Below are 26,249 nucleotides of genomic sequence, written 5' to 3' on the forward strand. Positions count from 1 at the left end.
AGACGGAAGCGGCGCCGCGAGGCGCCGCTTTTTTGTCCGAAGATTGACTGTTATCCGGCGATCAGCTGGCCAAAGCGGTCGACTTCCTCAGTCGTCGTGGCAAAGCTGGTGACGAAGCGATAGAGCAGTTCGTCCTCGCCGATATGGCCGTCAAAACCATGCGGCCTGTGCCAGTCATAGAAGGCCGCGCCTGCCGCCTGCAGCCTGTCTGCTTCGGTTTTCTCGATCACCGCGAACACCTCATTAGCCTGCGGCAGCCAAGCGAGCTTTGCCGTGGCCGAATCCTCGATCGCCGCCGCCAGGCGCGCGGCCATGGCATTGGCATGCCTGGCGGTGTCGAGCCACAGCCCGTCCTTGAAATAGGCTTCGAACTGCGCCGCGACGAAACGCGACTTCGAAAGCAGCTGTGCGGCACGCTTGCGCAGGAAGGCCAGTTCCTTGGCACGGTCGAGGTCGAACAGCACGATCGCCTCCGCGCACCAGCAACCGTTCTTGGTACCGCCGAAGGACAGGACATCGACCCCGCGTTTCCAGGTCATTTCGGCCGGCGTGGTGTCGAGCGCGGCCAGCGCATTGGCAAAGCGGGCGCCATCCATGTGCAGTGGCACGGAATGCTGTTTGGCGATGGCCGAGATCGCGTCAATGTCGTCCAGACCATAGACGGTGCCGACCTCGGTCGACTGGGTGATCGAGACGGCCATCGGCCGGCCCCAATGGACAACCTCGCTTGCGAAACGGCCGATCGCCCTGTCCAGATTGGGCGGGTCGATCTTGCCCAGGGGGCCGTCGACGGCGTGCAGCCGCGAGCCGCCGGAAAAATACTCCGGCGCGCCACATTCATCCTCGATGACATGCGATTCTCGGTGAGCGAAGGAAATGCCGCCCGGCTTGTTGAAAGTGGTCAACGACAGCGAATTGGCGGCGGTGCCGGTTGCCACGAAGAACACCGCGACCTCGCGTTCGAATAGTTCACTGAAGCGCCGATAAACCGCCTCGTCGAGGGCGCTGTCACCATAGGCGGTGGCAAAGCCGCCGGCCGCGGCCGACAGGCCGGCAACGATATTGGGATGGGCGCCTGCCCAATTGTCGGAAGCGAAGAACATGCATCTGCCTGTGTTGGGGAAATCAGCCGGAGTTGACCGGTTTAACGCGCCGACCGCAAGGGCCATGCGCCGGAAAACCGTTGAAGCCAGCCAACGTGGCGGCAAGCGTCGACGACTTAAGCTTACGTTTTTCCTCGACCCCGCGTAATTTTATGTCGCGGAAGCTCCAAGTTTTTTGTGAATCGGTCTTGTGCGCGTTTAGGAATTCTGCCATAAAAATTTAGGACAGTAGTGCTGTCTTATTTTGTCGCACAAAACAGGCCGGATTGGCGTAACATATTGGCCTCTCCGGCTGTTGCCGCGAGCGACAGGTGGACGGCCGGACGCTGGCCTGTACGATACCAGATGCGAAGCATGCGAAAAGCCGCATGGTTCGAAAAAGGATTTCGCAAGACGTGCCGCAAGGATCAGGGTGAGCCAAGCGCTTGCCGAGGCAAACCAGCGCCTGAAGGGCTGGAATGGAGGACAGGACAATGACGGAATTGACGCTCTCTGCGACGAACGGCCAGGCCGCGCAGACGAAAGCGGCCGCCGTCAAAAATACCTCCACCAAAAATCGCGCGTCTGCCGGCGGCTTGACCGCCCAGGGCCTCTACGATCCGCGCAACGAGCATGACGCCTGCGGCGTCGGCTTCATCGTCAACATGAAGGGCGTGAAGTCGCATCAGATCGTCAAGGACGGGCTTGCCGTGCTCGAGAACCTGACGCATCGCGGCGCCGTCGGCGCCGATCCGCTGGTCGGCGATGGCGCCGGCGTGCTGGTACAGCTTCCGGATCTTTTCTTCCGTGAGGAGATGGCGGCCCAAGGTATCGAACTGCCACCGGTAGGCCAGTACGGCGTCGGACACTGGTTCATGCCGCAGGATGCTGCCCTTCGTGCACATATCGAGGAGATCATCGCCGAATCGGCGCAGTCCGAAGGGCTGCCGCTGCTCGGTTTCCGTGACGTGCCGGTCGACAATTCGTCGCTATCGAAGGCGCCTGACATCGTCGCGTCCGAGCCGTTCCACCGCCAGGTCTTCATCGGCCGCACGGCCGACATCACCGACGACGAGGAATACGAGGCAAGACTTTATCTGCTGCGCAAGGTCATATCGGGCCGCATCTACGCGGAGAACGACAACAAGGACATCGGCGCCTACTGCGTGTCGCTGTCGGCGCGCACCATCGTCTACAAGGGCATGTTCCTGGCTTATCAGGTCGGGGCCTACTACAAGGACCTCAAGGACCCGCGTTTTGAGACCGCGCTGATCCTCGTCCACCAGCGCTTCTCGACCAACACCTTCCCGTCGTGGAAGCTGGCGCATCCCTACCGCATGGTCGCGCATAATGGCGAGATCAACACGGTGCGCGGCAACAACAACTGGATGGCGGCGCGCCAGGCGTCGGTCGATTCCGAACTGTTCGGCAACAACATCTCGAAGCTCTGGCCGATCTCCTATGACGGCCAGTCCGATACCGCCTGCTTCGACAATGCGCTCGAGTTTCTGTTCCAGGGCGGCTACAGCCTCAGCCACGCCATGATGATGCTGATCCCGGAAGCCTGGGCCGGCAACAAGCTCATGGATGCCGATCGCAAGGCCTTCTACGAATACCACGCCGCGTTGATGGAGCCTTGGGACGGGCCGGCGGCGGTCGCCTTCACCGACGGACGCCAGATCGGCGCCACGCTGGACCGCAACGGCTTGCGCCCGGCACGCTACATCGTCACCGATGACGACCGCGTCATCATGGCTTCCGAGGCCGGCGTGCTGCCGGTGCCGGAGGAGAAGATCGTCCAGAAGTGGCGGCTGCAGCCCGGCCGCATGCTTCTGATCGACCTTGCCAAGGGCCGCATCGTCCCCGACGAGGAAATCAAGTCGGAGATCGCGACCAAACACCCCTACAAGACCTGGCTTGCCAATACGCAGCTCATCCTGGAAGATTTAAAGCCGGTCGAGCCACGCGCGCTGCGCAAGGATGTCAGCCTGCTCGATCGCCAGCAGGCGTTCGGCTACACCCAGGAAGACACCAAACTATTGATGTCGCCGATGGCGACCACCGGCCAGGAAGCCGTGGGCTCGATGGGCACCGACACGCCGATCTCGGCGATGTCGGACAAGTCGAAGCTGCTCTACACCTACTTCAAGCAGAATTTTGCCCAGGTCACCAACCCGCCGATCGACCCGATCCGCGAGGAACTGGTGATGAGCCTGGTGTCGTTCATCGGACCGCGGCCGAACATCTTCGACCTGGTCGGCAATTCGCGCCGCAAGCGGCTCGAAGTGCGCCAGCCGATCCTGACCAATGGCGATCTCGAGAAGATCCGCTCGATTGGCCACACCGAGGACCGTTTCGACACCAAGACGATCGACATCACCTATGGGTCGAGCGAGGGTGCTGCCGGCATGCAGGGGGCCATCGACCGGCTGTGCGAGCGGGCGGAGGCGGCAGTCGCCGGCGGCTACAACATCATCATCCTGTCCGATCGCCAGCTCGGACCGGACCGCATCGCCATTCCGGCGTTGCTGGCCACGGCCGCCGTGCACCACCATCTGATCCGCAAGGGGCTGCGCACCGCGGTCGGCCTGGTCGTCGAATCGGGCGAGCCGCGCGAGGTGCATCATTTCTGCTGCCTTGCCGGCTACGGCGCGGAAGCGATCAATCCCTATCTCGCCTTCGACACCTTGCTCGACATGCACAAGCGCGGCGAACTGCCCGAGGAGGTCGACGCCTACGAAGTGGTGTCGCGCTACATCAAGTCGATCGGCAAGGGCATCCTCAAGGTGATGTCCAAAATGGGCATCTCGACCTATCAGTCCTATTGCGGCGCGCAGATCTTCGATGCCATCGGGCTGAAGACCGATTTCGTGCAGCAATACTTCACCGGCACCGCGACACTGATCGAAGGCGTCGGACTGGATGAGGTCGCAGGCGAAACCGTCAGCCGTCACACGGACGGTTTCGGCAGCGATCCGGTGCTGCGCAACAGCCTGGAGGTCGGTGGCGAATACCTGTTCCGCATGCGCGGCGAGGCGCATATGTGGTCGCCCGACGCGGTCGCCACCTTGCAGCACGCCGTGCGCCAGGGATCGTGGGAGACGTTCAAGGACTATTCGGCGCAGATCGACAGCGAGACGGCCCGCGCCCAGACCATACGCGGCTTGTTCAAGATCAAGCTGGCGGATGAGACCGGCCGCACGAAGGTCGCCCTCGACGATGTCATGCCGGCGGCCGACATCGTCAAGCGCTTCTCGACCGGGGCGATGTCGTTCGGCTCGATTTCCAGGGAAGCGCACACCACGCTGGCGCGTGCCATGAACCAGATCGGCGGCAAGTCGAACACCGGCGAGGGTGGCGAAGAGGCCGATCGCTATCTGCCGCTGCCAGGTGGCGGCAAGAACCCCGAACGTTCGGCGATCAAGCAGGTCGCGTCGGGGCGTTTCGGCGTGACGGCGGAATATCTCGTCAACTCCGACATGATGCAGATCAAGGTGGCGCAGGGCGCCAAGCCCGGCGAGGGCGGCCAGTTGCCCGGCCACAAGGTCGACGCAACCATCGCCAAGGTTCGGCATTCAACGCCGGGCGTCGGCCTGATCTCGCCGCCGCCGCACCACGACATCTATTCAATCGAGGATCTGGCGCAGCTGATCTACGATCTGAAGAACGTCAATCCGGCGGCCGACGTCTCGGTCAAGCTGGTGTCGGAGGTTGGTGTAGGCACGGTCGCGGCCGGCGTTGCAAAGGCGCGCGCCGACCACATCACCATCTCTGGCTATGATGGCGGCACCGGTGCGTCGCCGCTGACCTCGCTCAAGCATGCCGGCAGCCCGTGGGAAATGGGTCTTGCCGAAACGCACCAGACGCTGGTGCTGAACGGCCTGCGCTCGCGCGTGGCGCTGCAGGTCGACGGCGGCCTGCGCACCGGGCGCGACGTCATCATCGGCGCGCTGCTCGGCGCCGACGAGTTCGGCTTCTCGACCGCGCCTTTGATCGCGGCCGGCTGCATCATGATGCGCAAATGCCATCTCAACACCTGCCCGGTCGGCGTCGCGACGCAGGATCCGGTGCTGCGCAAGCGCTTCAAGGGTACGCCCGAGCACGTCATCAACTTCTTCTTCTACGTGGCGGAAGAGGTGCGGGCGCTGCTCGCCGAAATGGGCTTCACCCATATCGACCAGATCATCGGTGACGCCGACCTTCTGGAAAAGCGTGACGTGATCCAGCACTGGAAGGCGCGCGGGCTCGATTTCTCGAAGATGTTCTACAAGCCCGATGCGCCGCATGAAGCGGTGCACTGGACCGAGCGGCAGAAGCATCCGATCGACGATGTGCTCGACCGCAAGCTGATCGAACTGGCCAAACCCGCGCTGGAGGCCAAGCAACCGGTCAAGATCGAGGTCGACATCCGCAATGTCGACCGTTCGACGGGCGCCATGCTGTCGGGCGAGGTCGCCAAGCGCTTCAAGCACAAGGGCCTGCGCGAGGACACGATCCAGGTAAAACTCACCGGCACGGCCGGCCAGTCCTTCGCCGCCTTCCTGGCACGTGGCATCTCGTTCGAGCTCGTCGGCGCCGCCAATGACTATGTCGGCAAGGGCCTGTCGGGCGGGCGCATCGTCATCCGGCCACCGGAAGAGGCAAGGATCGTCGCGGCCGACTCCATCATCGTCGGCAATACGGTGCTCTATGGCGCGACCGAGGGCGAGGCCTATTTCGCCGGCGTCGCTGGCGAGCGCTTCGCGGTGCGCAATTCGGGCGTCGCCGCGGTCGTCGAGGGCGTCGGCGACCATGGCTGCGAATACATGACCGGCGGCGTCGTCGTCGTCATCGGCAAAACCGGCCGCAACTTTGCCGCCGGCATGTCGGGCGGTGTCGCCTATGTGCTGGACGAAGCAGGTGATTTCGCCGAGCGCTGCAACATGGCCATGGTCGAGCTGGAGCCGGTCCCAGAAGAAGACGATCTGATGGAAAGGCTGCTGCACCATGGCGGCGACCTCGACCACAAGGGCCGCGTCGACGTGTCCGGCGACATGACCAGTCATGACGAAGAACGGCTTTACCAGCTGATCTCGAACCACGTGCACTATACGGGTTCGGTGCGCGGCCGCGAGATACTCGACGACTGGGCTATTTTCCGGCCGGAATTCCGCAAGATCATGCCGGTCGAATACCGCCGCGCGCTGATCGAGATGGAACGCATGCGCATGGGCGTCGCGGCCGAATAGATTTGAGAATTGCCGGGGGGCCCAGGCTTCCCGGCCCCTTCATCGACAGTTTGACCTCGGGCTCAAGGTTGCCACGGCTGCCTCAAGAGGTTAACGGGTGCGGCGAAAACCGCACCATCTGGACAGCAGGAACTGGACTATGGGCAAGGTAACAGGCTTTCTCGAAATCGACCGGCAGGTGCACAAGTACCAGCCGGCCTCCGACCGCATCCGGCATTTCCGCGAATTCACGCTGCCGATGTCAGACAAGGAAGTCGAGAAACAGGCCGCGCGCTGCATGGATTGCGGCATTCCGTTCTGCCATGGGCCAACGGGCTGTCCGATCCACAACCAGATCCCCGACTGGAACGACCTCGTCTACAACAGAGACTGGGACAACGCGATCCGCAACCTGCACTCGACCAACAATTTCCCGGAGTTCACCGGCCGCATCTGCCCCGCGCCTTGCGAGGAAGCCTGCACGCTGAACCTCGAAGACATTCCGGTCGCCATCAAGACGGTGGAGCAGGCGATCGCGGACAAGGCTTACGAGACCGGCCACATCAGGCCCTATCCGCCGGAGAAGAAGACCGGCAAGCGGGTCGCCATCATCGGCTCCGGCCCAGCCGGCATGGCGGCCGCCCAGCAGCTTGGCCGCGCCGGTCACGACGTGCATGTCTATGAGCGCGAGAGCCGCCCCGGCGGGCTGATGCGCTACGGCATCCCCGACTTCAAGATCGAGAAGCATTATATCGACCGGCGCATCGAACAGATGCAGGGCGAGGGCGTCACCTTCCATTGCGGCGTCAATGTCGGCATCGACAAGCCGGTGGCTGAACTCCTCGCCGAACATGACGCCGTGCTCTATTGCGGTGGTTCGGAAACGCCGCGCGCTGCCGGTATTCCCGGCGACGATCTCGGCGGCGTGCATGACGCGATGCCCTATCTGGTGCAGCAGAACCGCCGCGTCGGCGGCGAACCGATCCAGTCGGTGGCATGGCCGTCGCATCCAATCATCGCCGGTGGCCAGCACGTCGTCGTCGTCGGCGGCGGCGACACCGCGTCCGACTGCGTCGGCACCGCCTTCCGCCAGGGTGCGGTGCGCGTCACCCAGCTCGACATCCGTCCGCAGCCGCCCGAGAAGGAAGACAAGCTCTCCGTCTGGCCCTACTGGGCGACCAAGATGCGCACCTCGTCCTCGCAGGCCGAGGGCGCCGAACGCGAATTCCAGGTGGCGACGCTCGAATTCATCGGCGAGGAAGGCCAGCTTACAGGCGTGAAGTGCTGCGAGGTCGACGACAAGCGCAAGCCGATCGCCGGCACTGAATTCGTCATCCGCGCCGATCTCGCCTTCATCGCCATCGGCTTTGCTGGCCCGGCGATGGCGGGCGTTGCGGCGGAACTCGAGGGGGAGATGAAGATCACCACCGACAGCCGCCGTTCCAGGAATGTCGAGGCCAATGACCGCGATTACAGGACGAGCGTCGACCGGCTCTACGCGGCGGGCGACGTACGCCGTGGCCAGTCGCTGGTCGTCTGGGCGATCCGCGAAGGCCGCCAGGCGGCACGCTCGATCGACGAGGCGCTGATGGGGACGACCGTCCTGCCGCGTTAAGGGCTGACCGCCGTGGTGGTGTCGGACGCTGACGCTGTCGCCGGACTTGCCTTCAGCGGCCGGGAAAAGTCGTCGGCGCGGCCTGGGGAAGCCTCCGGCGCCTTGCCCTCGATCACCAGCCTTTCGCCAGGAAGAGCCGGATTGGCCTTCGGCGGTGGGGCGGCGCCGAGCAATTCTGTGCCGCCGTCGAGCGCGGGATCGCTGAGCAGCATAGGTTGGGTGCGATCGATGACGATAGGCGCGGCCGCTGGAGCGGGGGTCTCGACCGGTGCGCCCGCGGGCGCCGTCGTCGGTGCCACGCTTCCCGGCGCGGCCAGTCCAAGGATCTTAAGCAGCGGCTTTTCGGTGTAGAAGGCGAGCTTGCGCTTGCCGGCTTTGGACACGTTGATGCCGTCATCGGCGCGCAGTCGCACCGGCTGACCGTTCATGTCGGGGCCAGAGGTGACGAAGGCGCCGTTCTCGTCGACGAAGCCGTCCCAGACATCGACGAATTCGCCGCCGTGGCTTTCGGCGGCCTTGTGGTAGATGTCGTTGAAGGCCAGCATGTCGGAGGTCATCTTCGGCACCCGGAAGGCCGGCATGCCGACCCACAGGAAAGGCACCTTGGCGGTGGCGATTGCCTTGCCGAGCTCATCGGTGCGGCGCTCGTATTCCTTCGTCCAGTTTTCGGAGCGGGGCTGTTCGCGTACGTCGCCGACCTTCATCTGCTGGCGGTCGTTCGACCCGAGCATGACGACCACCGCGGCGGGTTTTTCGGTGTCGATCAGCGATTTGATCTGTTCGGGCCAGTTGTAGAAATCATCGCGCACGAAGCCTGACGAGCCATTGCTGCGGACCACGATCCTGACGCCGGTATTCTCGGCGAAGGCTTCGTCCAGACCCTCGGCGAGGCCGGCCGCCATGAAGTCGCCGACCACCAGGACGGTGCGGGCGTCCGGCGCTTTTTCGACCACGGGCGTTGCCGGCTCCTCTGGTGGGCGAGGCGCACGCGGTTTCTTCTTCGGCTTAGGTCTCGCCTTCTGGATGTCCTGTGGCGGCTCGACCCGCTCGCTGCGGCGCGGAAACAGAAGGTCGCGCAATGACCAGCCCCGGCTTTGCTGCGGCTGTTCCTGCGCCATGGCTGGGGCGTGGACGGCTCCGGCCACGGCAATGGCGAGCACGGCGAAGGCCAGGATCAGCACCGGCATGCGACGGACGAACGTCCCGATGCGCGTAGGCCAAACCAATCGCTCCCTCCCTACTCAACTTCGTCAGGCTCTATTTCTGCCTGAGCCATTTCAGCACTTCCAAGCTCGGATAGCCATCCTGGGTCAAGCCAACCTTGGCCTGATAAGCCATGATGGCCGTCTTCGAGCCGTCGCCGATCTTGCCGTCGAATTTGCCGTCGTAAAGGCCGTGCTGGGAAAGTCGCTTCTGCAACTCCTGCCGTTCCTCGAAGCTGAGCTTGGTAAAAGGCCGGTTCCAATCCTGGACCAGGCCGCTGCCACCCGCGATCTCATCGGCAAGCAGACCGACGGCGAGCGCGTATTTGTCGGCATTGTTGTAGGCCTTGATGACCGAAAAATTCCTGACCATCAGGAAGGCCGGCCCGCCACGGCCGTCCGGCACTTTCAGCGTTGCCTTGTCGGTGAGGTTCTTGAACGGCTTGCCGCTGGCGCGGCCCACGCCGAGCGCCTGCCATTGCGCCAGGGTCTTCGACCCGGCGGGAAGTTTGCCGGCTGGCAACGCGACCTCGTAGCCCCAGGTCCTGCCGGCCTGCCAGCCATTCTTCTTGAGCAAATTGGCTGATGTCGCCAGCGCATCGGGAATGGAATTCCAGATGTCGCGCTTGCCATTGCCGTCCATGTCGACGGCATAGTGCTGGTAGCTGGTCGGGATGAACTGGGTCTGGCCCATGGCGCCCGCCCAGGAGCCCATCAGGTGGCTTTCGTCGATATCGCCGGTCTGCAGGATCTTCAGCGCCGCTACCAGCTGGGTGCGGGCGTATTTCGACCGTTTCGCGTCGCCATAACCCAAAGTCGCCAGCGAACGGATGACGTTGCGCATGATGTCGTCGCGCTTGAGAATTTCGCCATAGTTCGATTCCATCGACCAGATGGCCAGGAGAACGTAGCGGTCGACGCCGAATCTCGCCTCGATCCTGTCCAGCCAAGGCTTCCATTTCTTCGCCATCTGCTGCCCGACGGCGACGGACTGGTCATGGACGCGGTTGTCGAAATAATCCCAGGCGGGCGCGGTGAATTCGGGCTGGGTGCGGGCCTTTTCCAGCACCACCGGATCGGGCTCGTTGATGCCCCGGAAAGCCTGGTCGTAAACGGCGCCGGAAACGCCACCCGCCACGGCGGTGGCGCGGAAGCCGGCGACCCATTGCCGGAAACCGGCGTCGGCGAAGGCCGGCCCGGTGGGGACAAGCAAAGCGAGCGAGAGGCTGGCCGCCGTCATGACGCTGGCGAAACGTTTTGCGGCATTGCGAACGGACATCTTTTCCTCCTTCTCTGTCCCAGGAAAGACCATTCTTCGCCGAACCGGGTTAGGAATTAGTTTACCATAGGCGTCGGCTGGAACGAAAAGACACCTCGATGCTTTAACCGGCGGGAGTTTCCCTCAGCCGTCCCACTAATCTTCAATTCCGGCGTGAAAATGTCGGGGGATGGGGATTGCGGAGCTGGCCAGCAAACGGATAATTTAAACTATGAAGAGAGTTCGCAAGGCAGTTTTCCCGGTCGCCGGTCTCGGCACGCGGTTTCTCCCGGCCACCAAGGCTGTTCCCAAGGAGATGCTGACCGTCGTCGACAGGCCAGTCATCCAGTATGTCGTCGACGAGGCGCGCGAGGCGGGCATCGAGCATTTCATCTTCGTCACGGGCCGCAACAAGGCGGTCATCGAGGACCATTTCGATATCCAGTTCGAACTCTATGATACGCTGGCACAACGCGGCAAGGACGAGCAGCTTGCCCGCCTGCAGCGGCTGCAGCCGGCACCGGGGCAGACCAGCTTCACCCGCCAGCAGGTGCCGATGGGTCTTGGCCATGCCGTCTGGTGTGCGCGCGAACTGGTCGGCGACGAGCCGTTCGCCCTGTTGTTGCCCGACATGATCATGCAGTCGGAAAAGAGCTGCACGAAGGCGATGGTCGAGCTCTACGAGGAGACCGGCAACAACATCATCGCGGTGCAGGAATGCGACCCGGCGGAGGCTCATAAATACGGCATCGTCGGGCGCGGCGAAGACACGCATCACGGCTTCCGCATCACCGAGATGGTCGAGAAGCCGAAGTCGGGCACCGCGCCGTCCAACCTCTACATCAACGGCCGCTACATCCTGCAGCCCGAGATCTTTAGGATTCTGGAAGGCCAGGAAAAGGGCGCCGGGAACGAGATCCAGCTGACCGACGCGATGCTGAAGCTGGAGAAGCAGCAGGCCTTCTACGGCTACCATTATAAGGGCCGCACCTTCGATTGCGGCTCGCCGGAAGGTTTCGTCGAGGCCAATGTCGCTTTCGCGCTGTGGCGCAACGACATGAACCAGAGCATGGCCGGCGTCATCCGCACGCTGCTCGACGAGATGAAGCCATCAGAACGGCGCGGGGCAGCCTTCTAGGGTATGCCTGATATTCAGGTGATGCCGGCCTGCGAATGGCCGCTCCTACGCTTCCCAGTTCTACTGCGTCGCAGTAGAATTGTGCTCACGTACATAAAGTACGCTCCGCTGCGGTTCTCGGTATCAGCCATTCTCGACTCGGCCCGACCCTGACTCTCGCCATACCTTGGCGCACACGCCTTCAGCGCTGCACCTTCACGCCGACGAAGATGCTGTTGGCGGTGTAGTCGCGGCCGGGCAGGTTACTGGTCAGCTTTTCGGTCCTTACCCTGCTGGTGAGGCCCGCATAGCGGTTCAGCCACCAGGTCAGCCCGGCCTCGGCGCTCAAGATCCTGTCATGGCCGTCAATGCCGACATAATCGCGCCAATCCAGGCCCAACGCCGCATTCGCGGTAAGATTGGATCGGATCACGCGCTCGCCCGTCAGGCGTCCGGAGTAGAGGATATCGCCGCTTTCGCCCGATGTGGTCGTGGTCTCGACGGTGGTCTTGCCGGTCAAGCCGATGGTGGTGCCGCGCTGCGGCGACCATTTGAGGTCGGCATTGAGGGTGGCCCCCGAAATCGCTTCCAGGCTGTTGTCGTCGATCGCCTCTCTGAGCCAACCGGCCGAGAATTCGCCCGACAGCTTCTCGCCCATGTCGAGTTGCAAGCCGGCGCGGGCGCCAAGACGCGTCGAGGAGCGCTCGAAGCCTTCATTGTCGATGCGCTGGTCGTAGGCCCGGCGGCCGACCTCGATCTCGGTGAAGGGCGTGAGCGCGGGGGAAATCTCGTAGCCGGTGCGCAAGGTTGCAGTGTAGAGCGTATTGTCCTGATCTTTCTGCGACAGCGAGGTGCCGTCCGAGAGCTTGGCGTCACCATAGAAGTCGTGCGAGACCGCCCCGGTCAACGTATACTGCATCTTGCCGACGGCCTTTTCGACGCCGATGCTGCCGTCGATGGTCTGCCGCAGCGGCTGGGTGCTGACGCCAGCGATGGCATCGGGCGAGGACGCGGATTCCGGCACGGCTTCGTAGCCGAGCTTGGCGATGGCACGCAAGTCATTGTCGAGGTCGACATTGAGCTGGCCTTCGATGCGGCCCTGCGCGTCGTGAACCGGGTAGCCCGACACGGTTTCACGGAAAATTCCGTAGCCGTCGATGGTCGCGGCGTTTTCACGCCAGTCGGAAGCGGCGGTAAAGCGAAGCGCCGTCTCGGACAGCAGCGCTGATGTGCCGGCACTGCTCGAATCGCCGTTCGTCGTCGCCGTCAGCCCCTGTTCGATGGTCGGCCGGATGATGAAGGAGCCCCATTTGACGCCGGTTGCGGCGAACGGATCGTCCTCGGGTTTCTTGTTCTGGCCCTCGATTGCAGCGGTGCGCTCGGCGCCGGGGTCGAGTTTCTGCTTGTCCGCACTGTCGATGGTGAGTGCACGGCGATTGGCCGCTTCCTGATCCGCCGCGATATCGGCGGTGTCGTCCGTCGCGGCCGTCGTGGCGGTGGTGGTTGGATCCGTAGCCGCCATGGTGTTCTTTTTTTTCTTCTTTTTGTCGGCGACCTTGTCCTTTGCCTTGTCGGCCGCATTCTGCCTGGCGGTCGAAGCGCGGCGTGGCTTGGGCGGCGTGGGCGCGTCGGCAGAGGCATCGTCGCTGGCCTGGGGCGGGTCGAAGACGCTGGTGGTCGAGTTCGCGGCGTCCGCGTCGTCAGGCACGGCGCCGGCGCTGGCCGGCAGATAGGTTCGCGCCGGCGCATTGTCCTGCGCGGCCGCGTTGGCCGCCGCTTGCTGTGCAAGAACCAGGTTTCTCGCCTTGCGCTGCTGGTCGGACAGGATCGCCGATTCCGACACTTCTCCGCGCAATTCCGTTTCCTGGGCATGGAGTGGCGTGGAACGCAGCAAGGCAAGGATGCTGGTCGCCAGCAGCAAGGCGCAGATCGCCTTGCCCTGTCGTCCTCTCAATTTTTCTGGCTGGACCCCGGACATCGCCACCACTGCCTGCGCGGCGCACGCGCGCCATACTTACCGAACCGTAAATGGGGATGGTTAACGGAGGGTTGAGGTCGCGCGCGCCACTGGCTCCAAACGCGGATTTCCGCGGGCGACAATGCGGGTCTGCGTCGTGCCTTCCATTTGATCCTTGTCGTCGTCCCCAACGACCGCACACATCCGGCCGTCATGCAGAGGCCATTTCTGTTGGACAGGCGGGCGGCAAAGCGCTAATCGCATCACCCATGCATGCGAGATCTCTCGATAAGAAGCCTCTGGACAGGCAAGCGTCGATCGAATCGGCGCTGAGAACGGTAACAACCGAACAGGCGGGAATCGCGGCCCTTGCCGAGGCGCTTGAGAACGGACTGGCGGCACCCTTTGCCCAGGCCGTCGAGACGATCTCGAAGATCGAGGGCCGGCTCATCGTCACCGGTGTCGGCAAAAGCGGCCATATCGGTTCGAAGATCGCCGCGACGCTGGCCTCGACCGGCACGCCGGCCTTCTTCGTCCATCCCGTCGAGGCAAATCACGGCGATCTAGGCATGATCGCCAGGGACGACGCCATCATCGCGATCTCATGGTCGGGCGAGAGCAAGGAGATGATGGGCATCGTCGCCTATTCCAGGCGCTTCTCCATTCCACTCATCGCCATCACCTCCGGAGAAACCTCGGCGCTGGCGCGCGCGGCCGACGTCGTGCTGCTTTTGCCGCGCACCCCGGAAGCCTGCCCGCACGGCCTGGCGCCGACGACGTCGACGCTGCTGCAACTGGTCATCGGCGATGCGCTGGCGATCGCACTGCTCGAGGCGCGCGGCTTCACGCCGGACCATTTCCGCACCTTCCATCCCGGCGGCCAGCTCGGCGCCAACCTGACCATGGTCTCCGAGATCATGCGGGTCGGCGAGCAGATGCCGCTGGCTTCGCTCGGCACCAAGATGCCGGAAGCGGTGATGACGCTGTCGCAGAAGAAGGTCGGCTGCGTGCTGATCGTCGACGCCAATGGCGAGTTGGCCGGGATCATCACCGATGGCGATGTCGCGCGCAACCTGCACCGCAACCTGGCCGACGTCATCGTCGACGAGGTGATGACCCGCACACCCAAGACGGTCGACCCGCAGACGCTTGCAGGCACTGCGATCGCGCTGCTCAACGAGCACAATGTCGGTGCGCTGGTGGTGACCAGGAACAACATGCCGCTGGGCGTGGTGCATTTCCACGACCTGCTGCGCATCGGCGCCGCCTAAGATATTGATCTTCAGGTGAGGCCGGCCTGCGAGCGAAGGCTTCCTGCGCTTCCGGCATAGGCCGGAGCGCACGGACTTAATGTCCGCCCTGCTCGTCGCAAGAGCGACCCGAAACCAATCGTTCACGACTTGGCCTGACCTGAATCTCAATACTTTAGCGCGTTGGCACTCGCTGGAATTCAGACCCGCTCCACCGTCAGTTCCAGATCCGTGTCCGCGGCGCTTGTCACACGAACCTGAGTGCCGGCGGGCAGATCGGGGCCGGAGACACGCCACAGCGTGTCGCCGAGCTTGATGCGGCCACGACCGTCGCGGATCGGTTCGGCGAGCGTCGCCATCCTGCCGACCATCTGGGCGCCACGGCGATTGAGCAGCGGCTGATCGGTTGGCTGGTCGTGTCCGCCCATGAGTTTCTTGCCGACAAAGGCTGAAACCAGCGACAGCACGAGGAATAGCAGCACCTGGACCTGCCATGTCCAGATGGCGACATCCCAGATCAGCAGCGACACCGCGCCGACGATCAGAGCGGCGATGCCGATCCAAAGCATGAAGAAACCCGGTGCGATGACCTCTACCACCAGCAGCACGAAGCCCAGAACCATCCAGTTCCACGGCCCGAGTTCAGAAACGATGCGGTCGATCATGAGAGTGGCCTATCTCAGTTGTCGGAGGGCCTGACGACAGGCGGACGTGCCGCCTGCCTTTGCGCGCCGGTCGTGCCTTCGCTGCGAAAGACTTCCTTGGCGATTTCGCCGATACCCCCGAGCGAGCCGATCAGCGACGATGCCTCGAAAGGCATCAGCACGATCTTGCTGTTGGTGGCGGTGCCGATCTTACCCAGCGCCTCGGTGTATTTCTGGGCGACGAAGTAGTTCAGTGCCTGGACGTCGCCCTTGGAGATCGCTTCCGACACCACCTGGGTGGCGCGGGCTTCCGCTTCGGCGGAGCGTTCGCGCGCCTCGGCGTCGCGGAAGGCGGCTTCCTTGCGGCCCTCCGCTTCGAGGATCTGCGACTGCTTGAGGCCCTCGGCGGCCAGGATCTGCGCGCGCTTGTTGCGCTCGGCGGTCATCTGGCGGCCCATCGATTCGATCAGGTTGGCGGGCGGGTTGATATCCTTGATCTCGACGCGGGTGATCTTGATGCCCCAAGGATGCGCGGCCTCGTCGACGACGCGCAGCAGGCGCTCGTTGATGGCGTCGCGGTTCGACAACAGCTCATCGAGGTCCATCGAACCCATGACGGTACGGATGTTGGTCATCGTCAGGTTGAGGATGGCGTTCTGCAGGCCGGCAACCTGATAGGCGGCCTGTGCCGCATTGAGGATCTGGTAGAAAGCGATGCCGTCGACACCGACGATGGCATTGTCGCGGGTGATGATCTCCTGGCTCGGAACGTCGAGCACCTGTTCCATCATGTTCATCTTGGCGCCGATGCGATCGACGAACGGAAAGATGAGGTTCAGGCCGGGGCTCAGTGTCTTGGTGTAACGACCAAAGCGTTCGACGGTATAGTTGTATCCCTGTGGGATTGTCTTGATGCCCTTGAACAGCACCAGTACGACAAGCGCCACCAGAACAACGACCGCAATATCGAAACCACTGAAATCCATCTGGCCCTCCCTCAGAGGCAGGCCACGCGAGCCATTCCCGCGCAACCGGCTTCACCAAAGACTTAAGTGTGTTTCAGGAGCGTTACAATCAGGTGATGAGCGATTGTTTGTGGGTATGCACTCAGCGGTTGAAGGCAAACAGGCTTGCATCCGTGTCTTCAAGCCCGCCAATGGAAGCAGAGATGATCTCGGCGGCGATGCGCGAGAAGGTGATGCCGTTGCCGCCATAACCCATCACGGCATGGATGCGCGGGTGCCTGGGAATGGCGCCGATGTAGGGGAGGCCAGTGGTCGTGGTGCCGAAGGAGCCGGTCCAGGCAAAGTCGGGCCGGGTGTCGAGGTGCGGAAACATCAGGTCGAGTTTTGCGGCAATGCGGGCGCTTTTGTCGGCTATCAGCTTATCGCGCCGCGTCTCGTCAAGGAATTCCTCGTCCTCGCCGCCGCAGATGACCCGGCCATCGGCGGTTGCCCTGACATAGAGGTAGGGATCCGACGCCTCCCAGATGAACGCCGCGCCCGGCCAGAGCTTCCGTGGTTGCGGACATGTCGCAATCGCCCATGTCGAGATGACCCGGTGAGCGGCCGCCGGCACGATGTCGATCAGCTCGTAACCGGTGGCCAGGACAACATGCCGTGCCGTGATGGTGGGGCCGTCCGTGGTTGCCACCACCACCTCATCGGCGCTGTCCTCGATCGCCGTCGCTTCGACGGGAGCGTATAAACGTGCCTTGCGCTCCAGCGCCTTGAGCAGCAGCCCTGCCGTCAGCTTGCGAGGGTCGAGCGCGATGTTGCCATGGCTCAGGATGGCGCCACCCCGATCGATGCCGAATGCTCCGGCCAATGGCGCCGATGTAAGATAGGTCGCGCCGATACCGGCCATCTGCCGCGCCTCGGCTTCGTCCCGGAGTTCCGATGGGCCGAGCACGGTGCCAGCCAGATAAAGCGATTGGGTGCGGCTTATGCCGCAGTTGATGCCGAGTTCGGCGATGCGGGCGGCAAGGTTGGAAACGGCTAGCCGGGAGCGTCGCCAGGCCTGCCGTGCCTGGCCCTTGCCGATCATCCTCGAGAGCGTTGAAAGCGGCTGGTCGATCTCGAATTGCACAAGCGCGGTTGTTGCCGCCGTCGATCCTTTCAGCGGGCCACGCCGGTCGATGCAGATCACGGCGTGAGCGCCGGCTGTCAGCGCCTCGGCCATCATGGCGCCGCTGATGCCCATGCCGACGATCAGCACATCGGTCTTGACGTCCCGGGTCAGACTGCCAGTCGGTACCGCGGGCGCCCGATAGGCGGACCAGACGGGCCGGCCAGTGCTGAGGTCAAGTTTGCGGAGCATTGAGTTCTCCGGAGGCGCTGCTCAACGCTCCGGAGCTGGTGTTGTTCCGGCATCAAGTCCAGCCTGACAGCTCGCGCCGTACCATCGCTTCGATCACCGCCATGCCTTCAGGGCTGTCATTCAGGCATGGTATGTGGGCGAAGTTCTTGCCGCCGGCATGGTGGAAGGTCTCGGCCGCTTCGCGGCCAATCTCATCCAGCGTCTCGATGCAGTCGACTGAAAACCCCGGATTGACGATGGCGATCGACTTGACGCCGTCCTTGGCCAGTTTCTCCACAGTCTTGTCGGTGTAGGGCTGCAGCCATTCTTGCGCCCCGAAGCGTGATTGGAAGGTGGTGATCAGTTTTCTTTCGTCCCAGCCGAGCCTGTCGCGCAGCAGCCGCGTCGTCTTCAGGCAATGGCAATGATAGGGATCGCCCTTCTCAAAATAGGGTTTTGGAATGCCGTGATAAGAGGCGATGACCACCTCGGGCTGGAAATCCAGGGTCGCCAGGTGCCGTTCGATCGAACTGGCCAGCGCCTCGCTGTAGACTGGCTCATCATAATAGGGCGGCACGCTGCGGACGGCAGGTGCTGCCCGCATCTTCATCAAGGCGCGAAACAGCTGGTCGTTGGCGGTGGCGGTCGTCGTCGCCGAATATTGCGGATAGAGTGGAAAGCTCAGGATGCGATCGCAGCCTTGTGCGACCAGCCTTTCGGCGACGCTCGACGTCGAAGGGTTGCCGTAGCGCATCGCCCAGTCGACGACCACGTTGGGCAGATCGCGTAGCGCCTCGGCCAGTTTTTCACCTTGTGCGCGGGTATAGGTTCGCAAAGGCGACTCGTTCTTCTCCCGGTTCCAGATCCTGGCGTAGTTGGCGCCCGACTTCTTCGGTCGCGTGGTCAGCACCAGTCCATAGAGGATGGGATACCAGATCGCCTTGTTGAGTTCGATAACGCGTGGATCAGACAGGAACTCCCTGAGATAATGCCACATCGGCCTGAACTCGGTGCCGTCGGGTGTTCCAAGGTTGACCAGCATGACCCCTATCTTGCCGGTCTTGACGGGCGGATGCCCGACCGGTCGTGGGCCAGGGGCTTTCGCGGCTTTGGGATCGACAATAGTGGAAAGCGGCATATGGGTCTCCGAGACGTGAACCTAACGATCCTGCAGGAGCTTTCAATGCCGCGTCTGGCCGCACCTTACAGCATGTCGCGGCGGATAGGATTCGCCCGACCTGCCGTAAGCTTCTGATAATCGAGGACACCTCCGGGCGACATGCATCAGGCCATGGAAATATAAACCCGCCCGGTTCCCCGGGCGGGCGATGTGGCGGAGCTGGACGAAATTACTTCGCCGGGATGGTCAGTGTCGCGCCCGGCATAAGCCGATGCGGCCTTTGGCCCTTGTTCGCCTCATAGATGAGCTTCCACTTGGTCGCATCGCCATAGGCCTTCTTCGCCAGATCCCAGTAGGTATCGCCGGTCACGACGACATGATTGCCGGTGGCTGGTGTGGCTTCAGCGGGCTTTGCCGGCTCGGCGGGCGCGGGCGTCGCCGGCGCAGTGGCCGGCGCGGGAGTGGTCTCGGCAGGCTTCGCCGGTTCGGCAGGTGCCGGCGAGGCCGGTGATGCAGGCGCGTTTTCCGTCGATATGGCTGGCGGCGTGTTGGCGATATCGCCTGAGTTGGCAGGCAATTCCGGCATTGCCGGTGCAGCCGGTTTGGCAGCCTCGGCCGGTGCCGGCGCTGCCGGTGCAGCCGGTTTGGCAGCCTCGGCCGGTGCCGGCGCTGCCGGTGCGGTCTCCGCCGGCTTTGCTGGTTCGGCGGCGGGAGCTGCCGCTGTCGTCGCGGCGATCTCGGTGATGCGGCCGTCGAGCTTCGGCGTATAGGGCCGGTGCGCGCCGAGATAGTCGGCCACGACCTGTTCGAGGCCAGGGCCGTAGTCATAAGCGTTCTTGGCCTTTTCGGCGAAGACCTTGTAGCCGTCGCCGCCCTGGCGGACATAGTTGTTGGTGGCGACCAAATAGTCCTTGGTCGGATTTATCGGCGTCCAGGCGCCATTTTCCATCACCTCCACCGACTTGACGCGGCCGGCATTGGGTGCGACCGATCTGTCGAAGGAATATTTGAGGCCCGCCACCTGCGGGAAGCGGCCGGCGCCGTCCTCGATCTGGCTGAGCCCGCCTTCGAGGCCGGCGACCAGGTCCTTGCCGGAAATCTGGAAGGTCGCCAGCGTGTTTTGAAACGGCAGCACGGTCAGCACCTCGCCCATGGTGACGGTGCCCTTGTCGATGGAGGCGCGCAGGCCGCCACCGTTGGAAATGACGATCTCGACGCCCTGTCCCTTGACCCGATCGAGGATGGCGTCGGAGACGAGATTGCCCATCGCGCATTCCTTGGCGCGGCAGCTTTCGCGGCTGCCGTCGATGACGTCGGTGGTCTCGGCCACTTCCTTGTTCTTCAAGGCCTCGATCGGCGCGCCAAGCTCCTTGATGCGGGCAAGCACGGCCGGGTCCGGCGTGATCGATTTGTCGAGATAGATCGGGTCGCCGCTTGCCGATTTGACGACGCCGTTGTCGTCGAACACCACCTTGAACTCGCCGAGATATTTCGAATAGGACGCCGCCTGCACCACCGGCACCCTGTAGCCGCCGGGGTTGTCGACCATGGTCGGGTAGGGGCCAGCCGCCTTCGGATCGGTATTGGACAGAAGCGTGTGGCTGTGGCCGCCGACCACGATGTCGATGCCAGGGATCTTGGCGATAACGTCGCGCTCCCTGTTGTAGCCGATATGGGTCACGGCGATGATCTTGTCGACGCGTTCTCCCTTGAGTTTCTCGACCTCGGCCGTGATCGACTTGACGTCGTCCTCGATTTTGATGTTGGGGCCGGGGGAGGCGAGTTCGGGCGTGTCGTTGGTGACGGCGCCGATGATGCCGATCTTCTGTCCACCGACCTCGACGACAACAGACGGCTTGACGCGGTCGCCGAGCTTGGACTGCGCGTTGGCCTTGACGTTGGCGCCGAGCACCGGGAACTTGATCATGTCGAGGAACGGCGCCAGCGCCGCCTCGCCGTCGTCGAATTCATGGTTGCCGAGTGCCATGGCGTCGAACTTCATGTCGTTGAGGAACTCGCCTTCGACCTTGCCCTTGTATGTCGTGTAGAACAGCGAACCCTGGAAATTGTCGCCGGCGCTGAGCAGCAACACGTTCTGGCCTTCCAGCTTCTTGCGTTCCTGGGCAATGGCGGTGATCAGCCGGCCGGCGCCGCCGATGCATTCGCCCTTGGTCTCCTCCTCGGCCGAGCAGGTCGATTCGTATTTGTTGTTGCCTTCGATGCGGCTGTGCCAGTCATTGATGTGCAGGATGTTCAGTGTGTAGTCGGCAAAGGATGCGCCGGCCGACAGGCCAAGCGTCGAAGCGGAAAGGGCGGCAATGGCGGCAAGCTTCTTCATCTTCGTCTCCCGGTAGGCTGATCAGAGGCGTCTGGCGCCCTTGCTTGACTGGGTATTACAGCCAGCCTTTCGATCATGTTCCCATCGCGTTCGGGCCGACGCAAGCGGAAATGCGGCGGTATCTCCAGGCGCGAAACCCGGGATATGCCGGTACAAAAAAGAACGGCGGCCGAGGGGCCGCCGTTCTTTGTGACTGGAATGTTCGCCGAGTTCAGGTGCGCCGCGTCAGCACGAAATTCTGGCCGGCGGAGCTGGTGCAGTTGAGCTGGCTGGTCGACACCATCAGGCAATTGAAGCTTACCGGGGTTTGGCGGATCAGCGAGGTGCCGCTGATCTGCACCGACGTGGCGCCGGTCATCGTGTAGCTGCCATCGGCAAGCTTCTGTCCCGTGTCGGTGGCGACGGTCGTGAAGGTGCCGCCGGTGAAGGTCGACAGGCCGGTGCCCTTGGCATCGATCCAGGAACCTTCGACCCCTTTCGGGGCGGCGGCCATGGGCGGCGTATCTGGGCCGCTGGTGGCACAGGCAGCAAGCATCGAGGCAAGGGCGCCCGCCAGGCCCGTCGAAAGAACTTTGCGCGCAATCGTCATATGAAATCCTCTCCAAACGCGTCGTCCCAGAAATCGGGCCGATTTCTGGGAATTGACGCGAACGTCCAAAGTGCCGGGGTATGCTTTAGGCGTTCAACGGACGCACATCGCCACCCCAGGCCGCCTCCCTTCAATCGCCCGATTTCCGGGCGATTGCAAGGCAATGGCGCATGGTCCGGGTGCTGCTATCGGACGAGGATGTTGCGGAATTGCCACGGGTCGCTGCGGTCGAGGTCCTCCGGGAAGAGACCCGGGCGTCTGTCGAGCGGCGTCCAGTCGGTATAATAGCCCTTGACCGGCCCGAGATAGGGCGACTGCACGTCCAGGCAGCGTTTGTAATCCATCTCGTCGGCCTCGACGATGCCGGCGGCGGGATTCTCCAGTGCCCAGACCATGCCGGCCAGGACAGCCGAGGTGACCTGCATGCCGGTGGCGTTCTGGTAGGGGGCCAGCTTGCGCGCTTCGGCGAGCGACAGCTGCGAACCATACCAGTAGGCATTCTTGTCATGGCCGTAGAGCAGGACGCCGAGTTCGTCGACACCGTCGACCAGTTCGTTCTCGTCGAGCACGTGGTGCACCGGCTGCGGCTTGCCGGCGGCACCGAACATCTCGTCCAGCGACAGCATCGCATCGTTGCAGGGATGATAGGCGTAGTGGCAGGTCGGGCGGTATTGAACCTTGCCCTTCTTGGAGCGCACGGTGAAGAAATCGGCGATCGAGATCGCCTCGTTGTGCGTTACCAGCAGGCCATATTGCGGTCCCGGCGTCGGGCACCAGGAGCGCACGCGGGTGTTGGCGCCGGGCTGCTCCAGGTAGATCGCGGCCTTGGAGCCATGCTTGTGCTTCTTGCCGTTCTTGGGCATCCAGGTCTCATGCGTGCCCCAGCCGAGCTCGGCTGGCTGCAACCCCTCGGAGATGAAGCCCTCGACCGACCAGGTGTTCCAGAACACATCCATCGGCTTGGGCTTCTTGGTCCGCTGGGTGTCGCGCTCGGCGATGTGGATGCCCTTGACGCCGGACTTCTTCATCAGCTTGGCCCAGCCCTCGCGGTCGTCCTGCGATGGCTCGGAGAATTCCATGCCAAGATCGGTGGCGAGGTTGACCAGCGCCTGCTTGACGAACCACGACACCATGCCGGGATTGGCACCGCAGGTGGATATCGCAGTGGCGCCGCCCGGCTTGTCGTGCTTTTCCTTGATCAGCGCCTCGCGCAACGCATAGTTGGTGCGGCTGGCGTTGTCGGCCTTGGCGTCGAAATAGAAGCCAAGCCAAGGCTCGACGACGGTGTCGATGTAGAGCACGCCGAGCTTGCGGCAGAGCCGCATCAGGTCCACCGAGCCGGTATCGACCGACAGGTTGACGCAGAAGCCCTGGCCACCGCCATTGGTCAGAAGCGGCGTCAAAAGCTTCTTGTAGTTCTTCTCGGTCACCGCTTCCTGGACGAAGGCGATGCCGCGCTCGTCGAGCAGCTTGCGATCGGTATCGCGCGGGTCGAGGACTGTCATGCGCGACTTGTCGAACTTGAAATGGCGCTCGATGAGCGGCAGCGTTCCGCGTCCGATCGAGCCGAAGCCGATCATCACCACGGGGCCGGTGATCTCACCGTAAACGGGCCAGTTTTCGTTCGCCATTTTATCGAGCACTCCTTCAACTACGTCCAAAAGCCGGGCAACTGCGTTCAAAAGCTGGGCAACTGCGTGCAAAAGCCCGGCATTTTCGCCCAACGGCCATGCGCTACATCACAGATCATTGTCACAAACCAGCGAAAAGCGCCAACCAGCGACTACGCGTCCTTGGCCATTTGGTTAAGGACAGCGATCAGCCGATCGCGATCCGATGTCAGGCCCTTGTAGTCGAGCTGGGCGACATCGAGTGCTTCGAGCTGCGCGGCAAAGGACGCTGCCAGCGTCGCCCGGTCCGGGTGCCGCGCCAGCACGGCGAGCGGGTCGAGATGGATGCGGATGGTGAACAGGATGTCGCGTGAGGCGGGCAGTTTGCGCAGCGTCTGGCGCTCGACCCGGATGAAGGCGTGCGTCTTCACGTCACCGTCGGGGAAACGCGTCGGCCGGCTGGTGGCGCGGTCGATGCGCTCGATATTGGACAGTGGATGGTAGAGTGCATCGCCTGATTGGATCGACCAATTGTAACGTTCGACAGCCTGGCCCTGCAGGCCATCGAACATCCGGTTGATCAGATCGGCCGGCCTTGTGCCTGGGCCGAAGCCCGGCACCGGGTCGTGGATCCGCTGCAGCGGCTTGCCGAATTTTTCGACAAGCGACCAGGACGAGGGAAAGCACAGCGAACCCGCCGCGAGCCGCCAGCCATCTTCGCCCCGCCGCATGAGGATCAGGTCTTCCTGGACCAGCAGCGAGGCCGCGACGAGGGGGGCTCCGGCGAGGCTGGAGGGGATCGTGGGACGGCTCGTCGCACCCACGACCGCAACGCCCGCATCGCTGCGCCGGTGGGTGTCGGGAAATCTTTCCGGCAGGTAAGCGCCGAGCAGTTCGAGCACTTCCTGCTGGGCGTCACGCGTACCGTCCTGCTCGACGAAGACGCGTTCAGGGATTTCGGCATAGAGCCGGCGCTTTTTAGCGAGGTAGGGCAGCAAATGGCCGTCTACCTCGATCCAGTTCGCGGGGTCGAGCGGCTTCAGCCCGATGGTGAAGAGTTTCGACGAGCCGTCATAGGGCGTGTGGGCGGGTAGGGACGTCATGCCTCAGATCAGTTGACTTCAGATTAGTTTGGCCGGGATCAGCCCGCGCAGCGAATTGCCGACGAACAGCGCCTTGGCGGATTTCAGGTCATTCAAGCTGTAGATCGCTTCACTGGCGCGGCCTTCATCCAGAAGCGCGCCGCGCAGTACGCCAGGCAGCAGGCCGCAATCGAGCCGGGGCGTTGCCAGCACGCCGTCGCCGAAATCGGCGAAGACATTGGTGATCGTGCCTTCGCAGATCTCGCCGCGCTCATTGGCCAGCAGCACCTCATCGGCCTGGGTGACGAGGTATTCGGAGCGGGCATGGGTGTAGGGCTGCCGCCGGCTGGTCTTGTGGCGCAGCAGCATGTTGCTCGAATCGAGCCTCGTCCGCGCCAGCCGCAGCGCCCATACCTTGTCGGCGGCAAGCGGTTCATAGGGCTGCGCCGAGGCATTGGCCTGGCCATTGCGCGACAGGGCGAGCCGCGTGCGCATGGCGACGGGCGATCGATCGACCGCGTCGCTCAGGACCTCGCCAACCCTTTGCGGATCATAGCTGAAGCCCAGTTCCGCCGCCGAGCCGTAAAGGCGGGCAAGATGGCGATCGAGGCGCAGGAAGCCCGAGGCGGGCTCCCAGCGCATGGTCTCGATCAGCTCGAAACCGGCGGTGTCCCCGTCGCGAAACGGGCTTTGAGCAGACACTCCTGGTACTCCTCTTCCGCGACCGAATCGAAGACGATGCCGCCGCCGACATTGTAGACGGCCTCGCCGCTGGCAAAGAGCGAGATGGTGCGGATCGCCACGGAAAAGCGCATCGTGCCGCCGGGCGCGATCCAGCCAATGGCGCCGCAATAGACATCGCGCGGCGTGGCCTCCAGATCGTGCAGGATCTCCATGGCGCGGATCTTCGGCGCGCCGGTGATCGAGCCGCAGGGAAACAGCGCCGCGAACACCTGTCGTATCGAGAGGCCGGGCAGCAGCTTGGCCCTGACGTCGCTCACCATCTGGTGCACTGTCGGGTAGGTCTCGATGCGGAACAGTTCTGGCACCTCCAGCGTGCCGACCTCGCTGATCAGCGATATGTCGTTGCGCAGGAGGTCGACGATCATCCGGTTCTCGGCCTGGTTCTTCTCGTCATTGCGCAGGAAATTCTTCTGCCGCTCGTCCTCGTCCGCGGTTGCGCCGCGCGGTGCGGTACCCTTCATCGGATGCGTCTCGATCATCCCCGCCGCATCGATCTCGAAGAACAGTTCGGGCGAGCGCGACAGGACGATCGGGTCGCCCAGCGCGATCAGGGCGCCATATTTCACGGGCTGGCGTTCGGTCAGCGCGTCGAAGGCGGCGAGCGGATCGCCGGACCATTGCGCGTGCACCGGAAAGGTCAGGTTGCCCTGGTAGCAATCGCCTTGCCTGATGTGCCGATGCAACCGCGAGAACCGCTTCTCGTAGTCCTCGAACGACCACGTTGCCCTTGCGTCGAAGATCGGGCCGTTGGTCGGCGTGCTTGGCGGCGGCACCGCTTCTTCATCAGGAGCATCGAAGACCCCGAGGCAGACCAGCGGGGCCCGGCGCCGGCCCGGCAGCAAGGGAACGAGTTTCGGTTCGAGCAGGTAACCGGCCTCGTAGGAGAAATAGCCGGCCAGCCATTTGCCGGCATCGTGCACGGCCTGCGCCGCTTGCAACGCCGCCGGGAAGTCTTTGGGCTCATGCGCAACGATGACATCGGCCGGCCGCTTGAAAACGAGCTGGCGCGCGCTTTCGTCGTTGCGGAAAATTGCTGCGGGCAGGGACATGGGAACCGGGATCGATGGAGCTGACGATCGCTCTATATAGGGGGCCGGGCGCGCGCAATCGAGGGAACGGCACCCTGTCCCTCAAAG

The 26,249-nt window shown here is 63.3% G+C and carries 18 protein-coding genes; 4 read left to right on the forward strand and 14 right to left on the reverse strand.

Going from position 1 to position 26,249, the window contains the following annotated elements:
* Window positions 1-50: 50 nt before the first annotated feature.
* Entirely contained in the window at window positions 51-1,103 is a 1,053-nt protein-coding gene (locus tag FJ943_RS10680; RefSeq protein WP_140721354.1) for a low specificity L-threonine aldolase, read from the reverse strand.
* A gap of 473 nt (window positions 1,104-1,576) precedes the next feature.
* Here FJ943_RS10680 and gltB point away from each other — a divergent pair, with 473 nt between their 5' ends.
* Both gltB and FJ943_RS10690 read left to right on the forward strand, forming a co-directional pair.
* On the forward strand, window positions 1,577-6,310 hold the full coding sequence (gene gltB / locus FJ943_RS10685) for a glutamate synthase large subunit (protein WP_140721357.1): 4,734 nt from the start codon (window positions 1,577-1,579) through the stop codon (window positions 6,308-6,310).
* Window positions 6,311-6,449: 139 nt separating this feature from the next.
* Window positions 6,450-7,904, forward strand: a complete 1,455-nt coding sequence (locus FJ943_RS10690; RefSeq protein WP_015315836.1) for a glutamate synthase subunit beta — start codon at window positions 6,450-6,452, stop codon at window positions 7,902-7,904.
* Here FJ943_RS10690 and FJ943_RS10695 read toward each other — a convergent pair.
* Together FJ943_RS10695 and FJ943_RS10700 are read right to left on the reverse strand one after the other, a co-directional pair.
* The gene (locus tag FJ943_RS10695) at window positions 7,901-9,091 is read right to left on the reverse strand and encodes a DUF459 domain-containing protein (RefSeq protein WP_140721924.1); all 1,191 of its coding nucleotides are present in this window, start codon (window positions 9,089-9,091) and stop codon (window positions 7,901-7,903) included. The two genes, FJ943_RS10690 and FJ943_RS10695, sit on opposite strands and share 4 nt — an antisense overlap.
* Window positions 9,092-9,161: 70 nt before the next feature.
* A complete protein-coding gene (locus FJ943_RS10700; protein WP_140721360.1) occupies window positions 9,162-10,385 on the reverse strand; it encodes a lytic murein transglycosylase in 1,224 nt (407 codons plus the stop codon).
* Window positions 10,386-10,596: 211 nt separating this feature from the next.
* Here FJ943_RS10700 and galU point away from each other — a divergent pair, with 211 nt between their 5' ends.
* Window positions 10,597-11,502, forward strand: coding sequence for a UTP--glucose-1-phosphate uridylyltransferase GalU (gene galU, locus FJ943_RS10705; protein ID WP_015315839.1), 906 nt, complete (start codon window positions 10,597-10,599; stop codon window positions 11,500-11,502).
* Between the two features lie 181 nt (window positions 11,503-11,683).
* Here galU and FJ943_RS10710 read toward each other — a convergent pair whose 3' ends face one another.
* The gene (locus FJ943_RS10710) at window positions 11,684-13,459 is read right to left on the reverse strand and encodes an outer membrane beta-barrel protein (RefSeq protein WP_181174534.1); all 1,776 of its coding nucleotides are present in this window, start codon (window positions 13,457-13,459) and stop codon (window positions 11,684-11,686) included.
* 248 nt (window positions 13,460-13,707) lie between these two features.
* Here FJ943_RS10710 and FJ943_RS10715 point away from each other — a divergent pair, with 248 nt between their 5' ends.
* Window positions 13,708-14,709 carry a KpsF/GutQ family sugar-phosphate isomerase gene (locus FJ943_RS10715; protein ID WP_140619376.1) on the forward strand — a complete coding sequence of 334 codons (1,002 nt, stop codon included), beginning with the start codon at window positions 13,708-13,710 and terminating at the stop codon, window positions 14,707-14,709.
* Window positions 14,710-14,888: 179 nt separating this feature from the next.
* Here FJ943_RS10715 and FJ943_RS10720 read toward each other — a convergent pair whose 3' ends face one another.
* The 10 genes from FJ943_RS10720 to FJ943_RS10765 form a co-directional block, all read right to left on the reverse strand.
* On the reverse strand, window positions 14,889-15,353 hold the full coding sequence (locus tag FJ943_RS10720; RefSeq protein ID WP_015315842.1) for an NfeD family protein: 465 nt from the start codon (window positions 15,351-15,353) through the stop codon (window positions 14,889-14,891).
* 14 nt (window positions 15,354-15,367) lie between these two features.
* Window positions 15,368-16,318 (reverse strand): SPFH domain-containing protein, encoded by a 951-nt coding sequence (locus FJ943_RS10725; protein WP_015315843.1) that lies wholly within the window; start codon window positions 16,316-16,318, stop codon window positions 15,368-15,370.
* Window positions 16,319-16,439: 121 nt separating this feature from the next.
* Window positions 16,440-17,651 (reverse strand): FAD-binding oxidoreductase, encoded by a 1,212-nt coding sequence (locus FJ943_RS10730; protein ID WP_015315844.1) that lies wholly within the window; start codon window positions 17,649-17,651, stop codon window positions 16,440-16,442.
* A gap of 52 nt (window positions 17,652-17,703) precedes the next feature.
* Complete coding sequence (gene hemH, locus FJ943_RS10735; RefSeq protein ID WP_140721363.1) at window positions 17,704-18,768, reverse strand: ferrochelatase; 1,065 nt, start codon at window positions 18,766-18,768, stop codon at window positions 17,704-17,706.
* A 211-nt stretch (window positions 18,769-18,979) separates the two neighbouring features.
* Window positions 18,980-21,088 carry a bifunctional UDP-sugar hydrolase/5'-nucleotidase gene (locus FJ943_RS10740; RefSeq protein WP_140721366.1) on the reverse strand — a complete coding sequence of 703 codons (2,109 nt, stop codon included), beginning with the start codon at window positions 21,086-21,088 and terminating at the stop codon, window positions 18,980-18,982.
* Between the two features lie 211 nt (window positions 21,089-21,299).
* Entirely contained in the window at window positions 21,300-21,677 is a 378-nt protein-coding gene (locus FJ943_RS10745) for a hypothetical protein (RefSeq protein WP_015315847.1), read from the reverse strand.
* Between the two features lie 185 nt (window positions 21,678-21,862).
* Window positions 21,863-23,308 (reverse strand): homospermidine synthase, encoded by a 1,446-nt coding sequence (locus FJ943_RS10750; RefSeq protein WP_140721369.1) that lies wholly within the window; start codon window positions 23,306-23,308, stop codon window positions 21,863-21,865.
* Window positions 23,309-23,460: 152 nt separating this feature from the next.
* Complete coding sequence (locus FJ943_RS10755; protein ID WP_140721372.1) at window positions 23,461-24,390, reverse strand: DUF3445 domain-containing protein; 930 nt, start codon at window positions 24,388-24,390, stop codon at window positions 23,461-23,463.
* 18 nt (window positions 24,391-24,408) lie between these two features.
* Complete coding sequence (locus FJ943_RS10760) at window positions 24,409-25,071, reverse strand: aminotransferase class IV family protein (RefSeq protein ID WP_140721375.1); 663 nt, start codon at window positions 25,069-25,071, stop codon at window positions 24,409-24,411.
* Entirely contained in the window at window positions 25,020-26,162 is a 1,143-nt protein-coding gene (locus tag FJ943_RS10765; RefSeq protein ID WP_140721378.1) for an aminodeoxychorismate synthase component I, read from the reverse strand. Before FJ943_RS10765 ends, FJ943_RS10760 begins: the two co-directional genes overlap by 52 nt.
* Between the last annotated feature and the right edge of the window lie 87 nt (window positions 26,163-26,249).

The organism is Mesorhizobium sp. B2-3-10 (genome assembly GCF_006442275.1).
GTDB lineage: Bacteria > Pseudomonadota > Alphaproteobacteria > Rhizobiales > Rhizobiaceae > Mesorhizobium > Mesorhizobium australicum.

What these genes read in the sequence shown, in the direction of transcription:
- FJ943_RS10680 (WP_140721354.1), bottom strand. Translation starts at nt 1,103, where the DNA reads ATGTTCTTCGCTTCCGACAATTGGGCAGGCGCCCATCCCAATATCGTT.
- gltB (WP_140721357.1), top strand. Translation starts at nt 1,577, where the DNA reads ATGACGGAATTGACGCTCTCTGCGACGAACGGCCAGGCCGCGCAGACG.
- FJ943_RS10690 (WP_015315836.1), top strand. Translation starts at nt 6,450, where the DNA reads ATGGGCAAGGTAACAGGCTTTCTCGAAATCGACCGGCAGGTGCACAAG.
- FJ943_RS10695 (WP_140721924.1), bottom strand. Translation starts at nt 9,091, where the DNA reads ATGCCGGTGCTGATCCTGGCCTTCGCCGTGCTCGCCATTGCCGTGGCC.
- FJ943_RS10700 (WP_140721360.1), bottom strand. Translation starts at nt 10,385, where the DNA reads ATGTCCGTTCGCAATGCCGCAAAACGTTTCGCCAGCGTCATGACGGCG.
- galU (WP_015315839.1), top strand. Translation starts at nt 10,597, where the DNA reads ATGAAGAGAGTTCGCAAGGCAGTTTTCCCGGTCGCCGGTCTCGGCACG.
- FJ943_RS10710 (WP_181174534.1), bottom strand. Translation starts at nt 13,459, where the DNA reads ATGTCCGGGGTCCAGCCAGAAAAATTGAGAGGACGACAGGGCAAGGCG.
- FJ943_RS10715 (WP_140619376.1), top strand. Translation starts at nt 13,708, where the DNA reads ATGCATGCGAGATCTCTCGATAAGAAGCCTCTGGACAGGCAAGCGTCG.
- FJ943_RS10720 (WP_015315842.1), bottom strand. Translation starts at nt 15,353, where the DNA reads ATGATCGACCGCATCGTTTCTGAACTCGGGCCGTGGAACTGGATGGTT.
- FJ943_RS10725 (WP_015315843.1), bottom strand. Translation starts at nt 16,318, where the DNA reads ATGGATTTCAGTGGTTTCGATATTGCGGTCGTTGTTCTGGTGGCGCTT.
- FJ943_RS10730 (WP_015315844.1), bottom strand. Translation starts at nt 17,651, where the DNA reads ATGCTCCGCAAACTTGACCTCAGCACTGGCCGGCCCGTCTGGTCCGCC.
- hemH (WP_140721363.1), bottom strand. Translation starts at nt 18,768, where the DNA reads ATGCCGCTTTCCACTATTGTCGATCCCAAAGCCGCGAAAGCCCCTGGC.
- FJ943_RS10740 (WP_140721366.1), bottom strand. Translation starts at nt 21,088, where the DNA reads ATGAAGAAGCTTGCCGCCATTGCCGCCCTTTCCGCTTCGACGCTTGGC.
- FJ943_RS10745 (WP_015315847.1), bottom strand. Translation starts at nt 21,677, where the DNA reads ATGACGATTGCGCGCAAAGTTCTTTCGACGGGCCTGGCGGGCGCCCTT.
- FJ943_RS10750 (WP_140721369.1), bottom strand. Translation starts at nt 23,308, where the DNA reads ATGGCGAACGAAAACTGGCCCGTTTACGGTGAGATCACCGGCCCCGTG.
- FJ943_RS10755 (WP_140721372.1), bottom strand. Translation starts at nt 24,390, where the DNA reads ATGACGTCCCTACCCGCCCACACGCCCTATGACGGCTCGTCGAAACTC.
- FJ943_RS10765 (WP_140721378.1), bottom strand. Translation starts at nt 26,162, where the DNA reads ATGTCCCTGCCCGCAGCAATTTTCCGCAACGACGAAAGCGCGCGCCAG.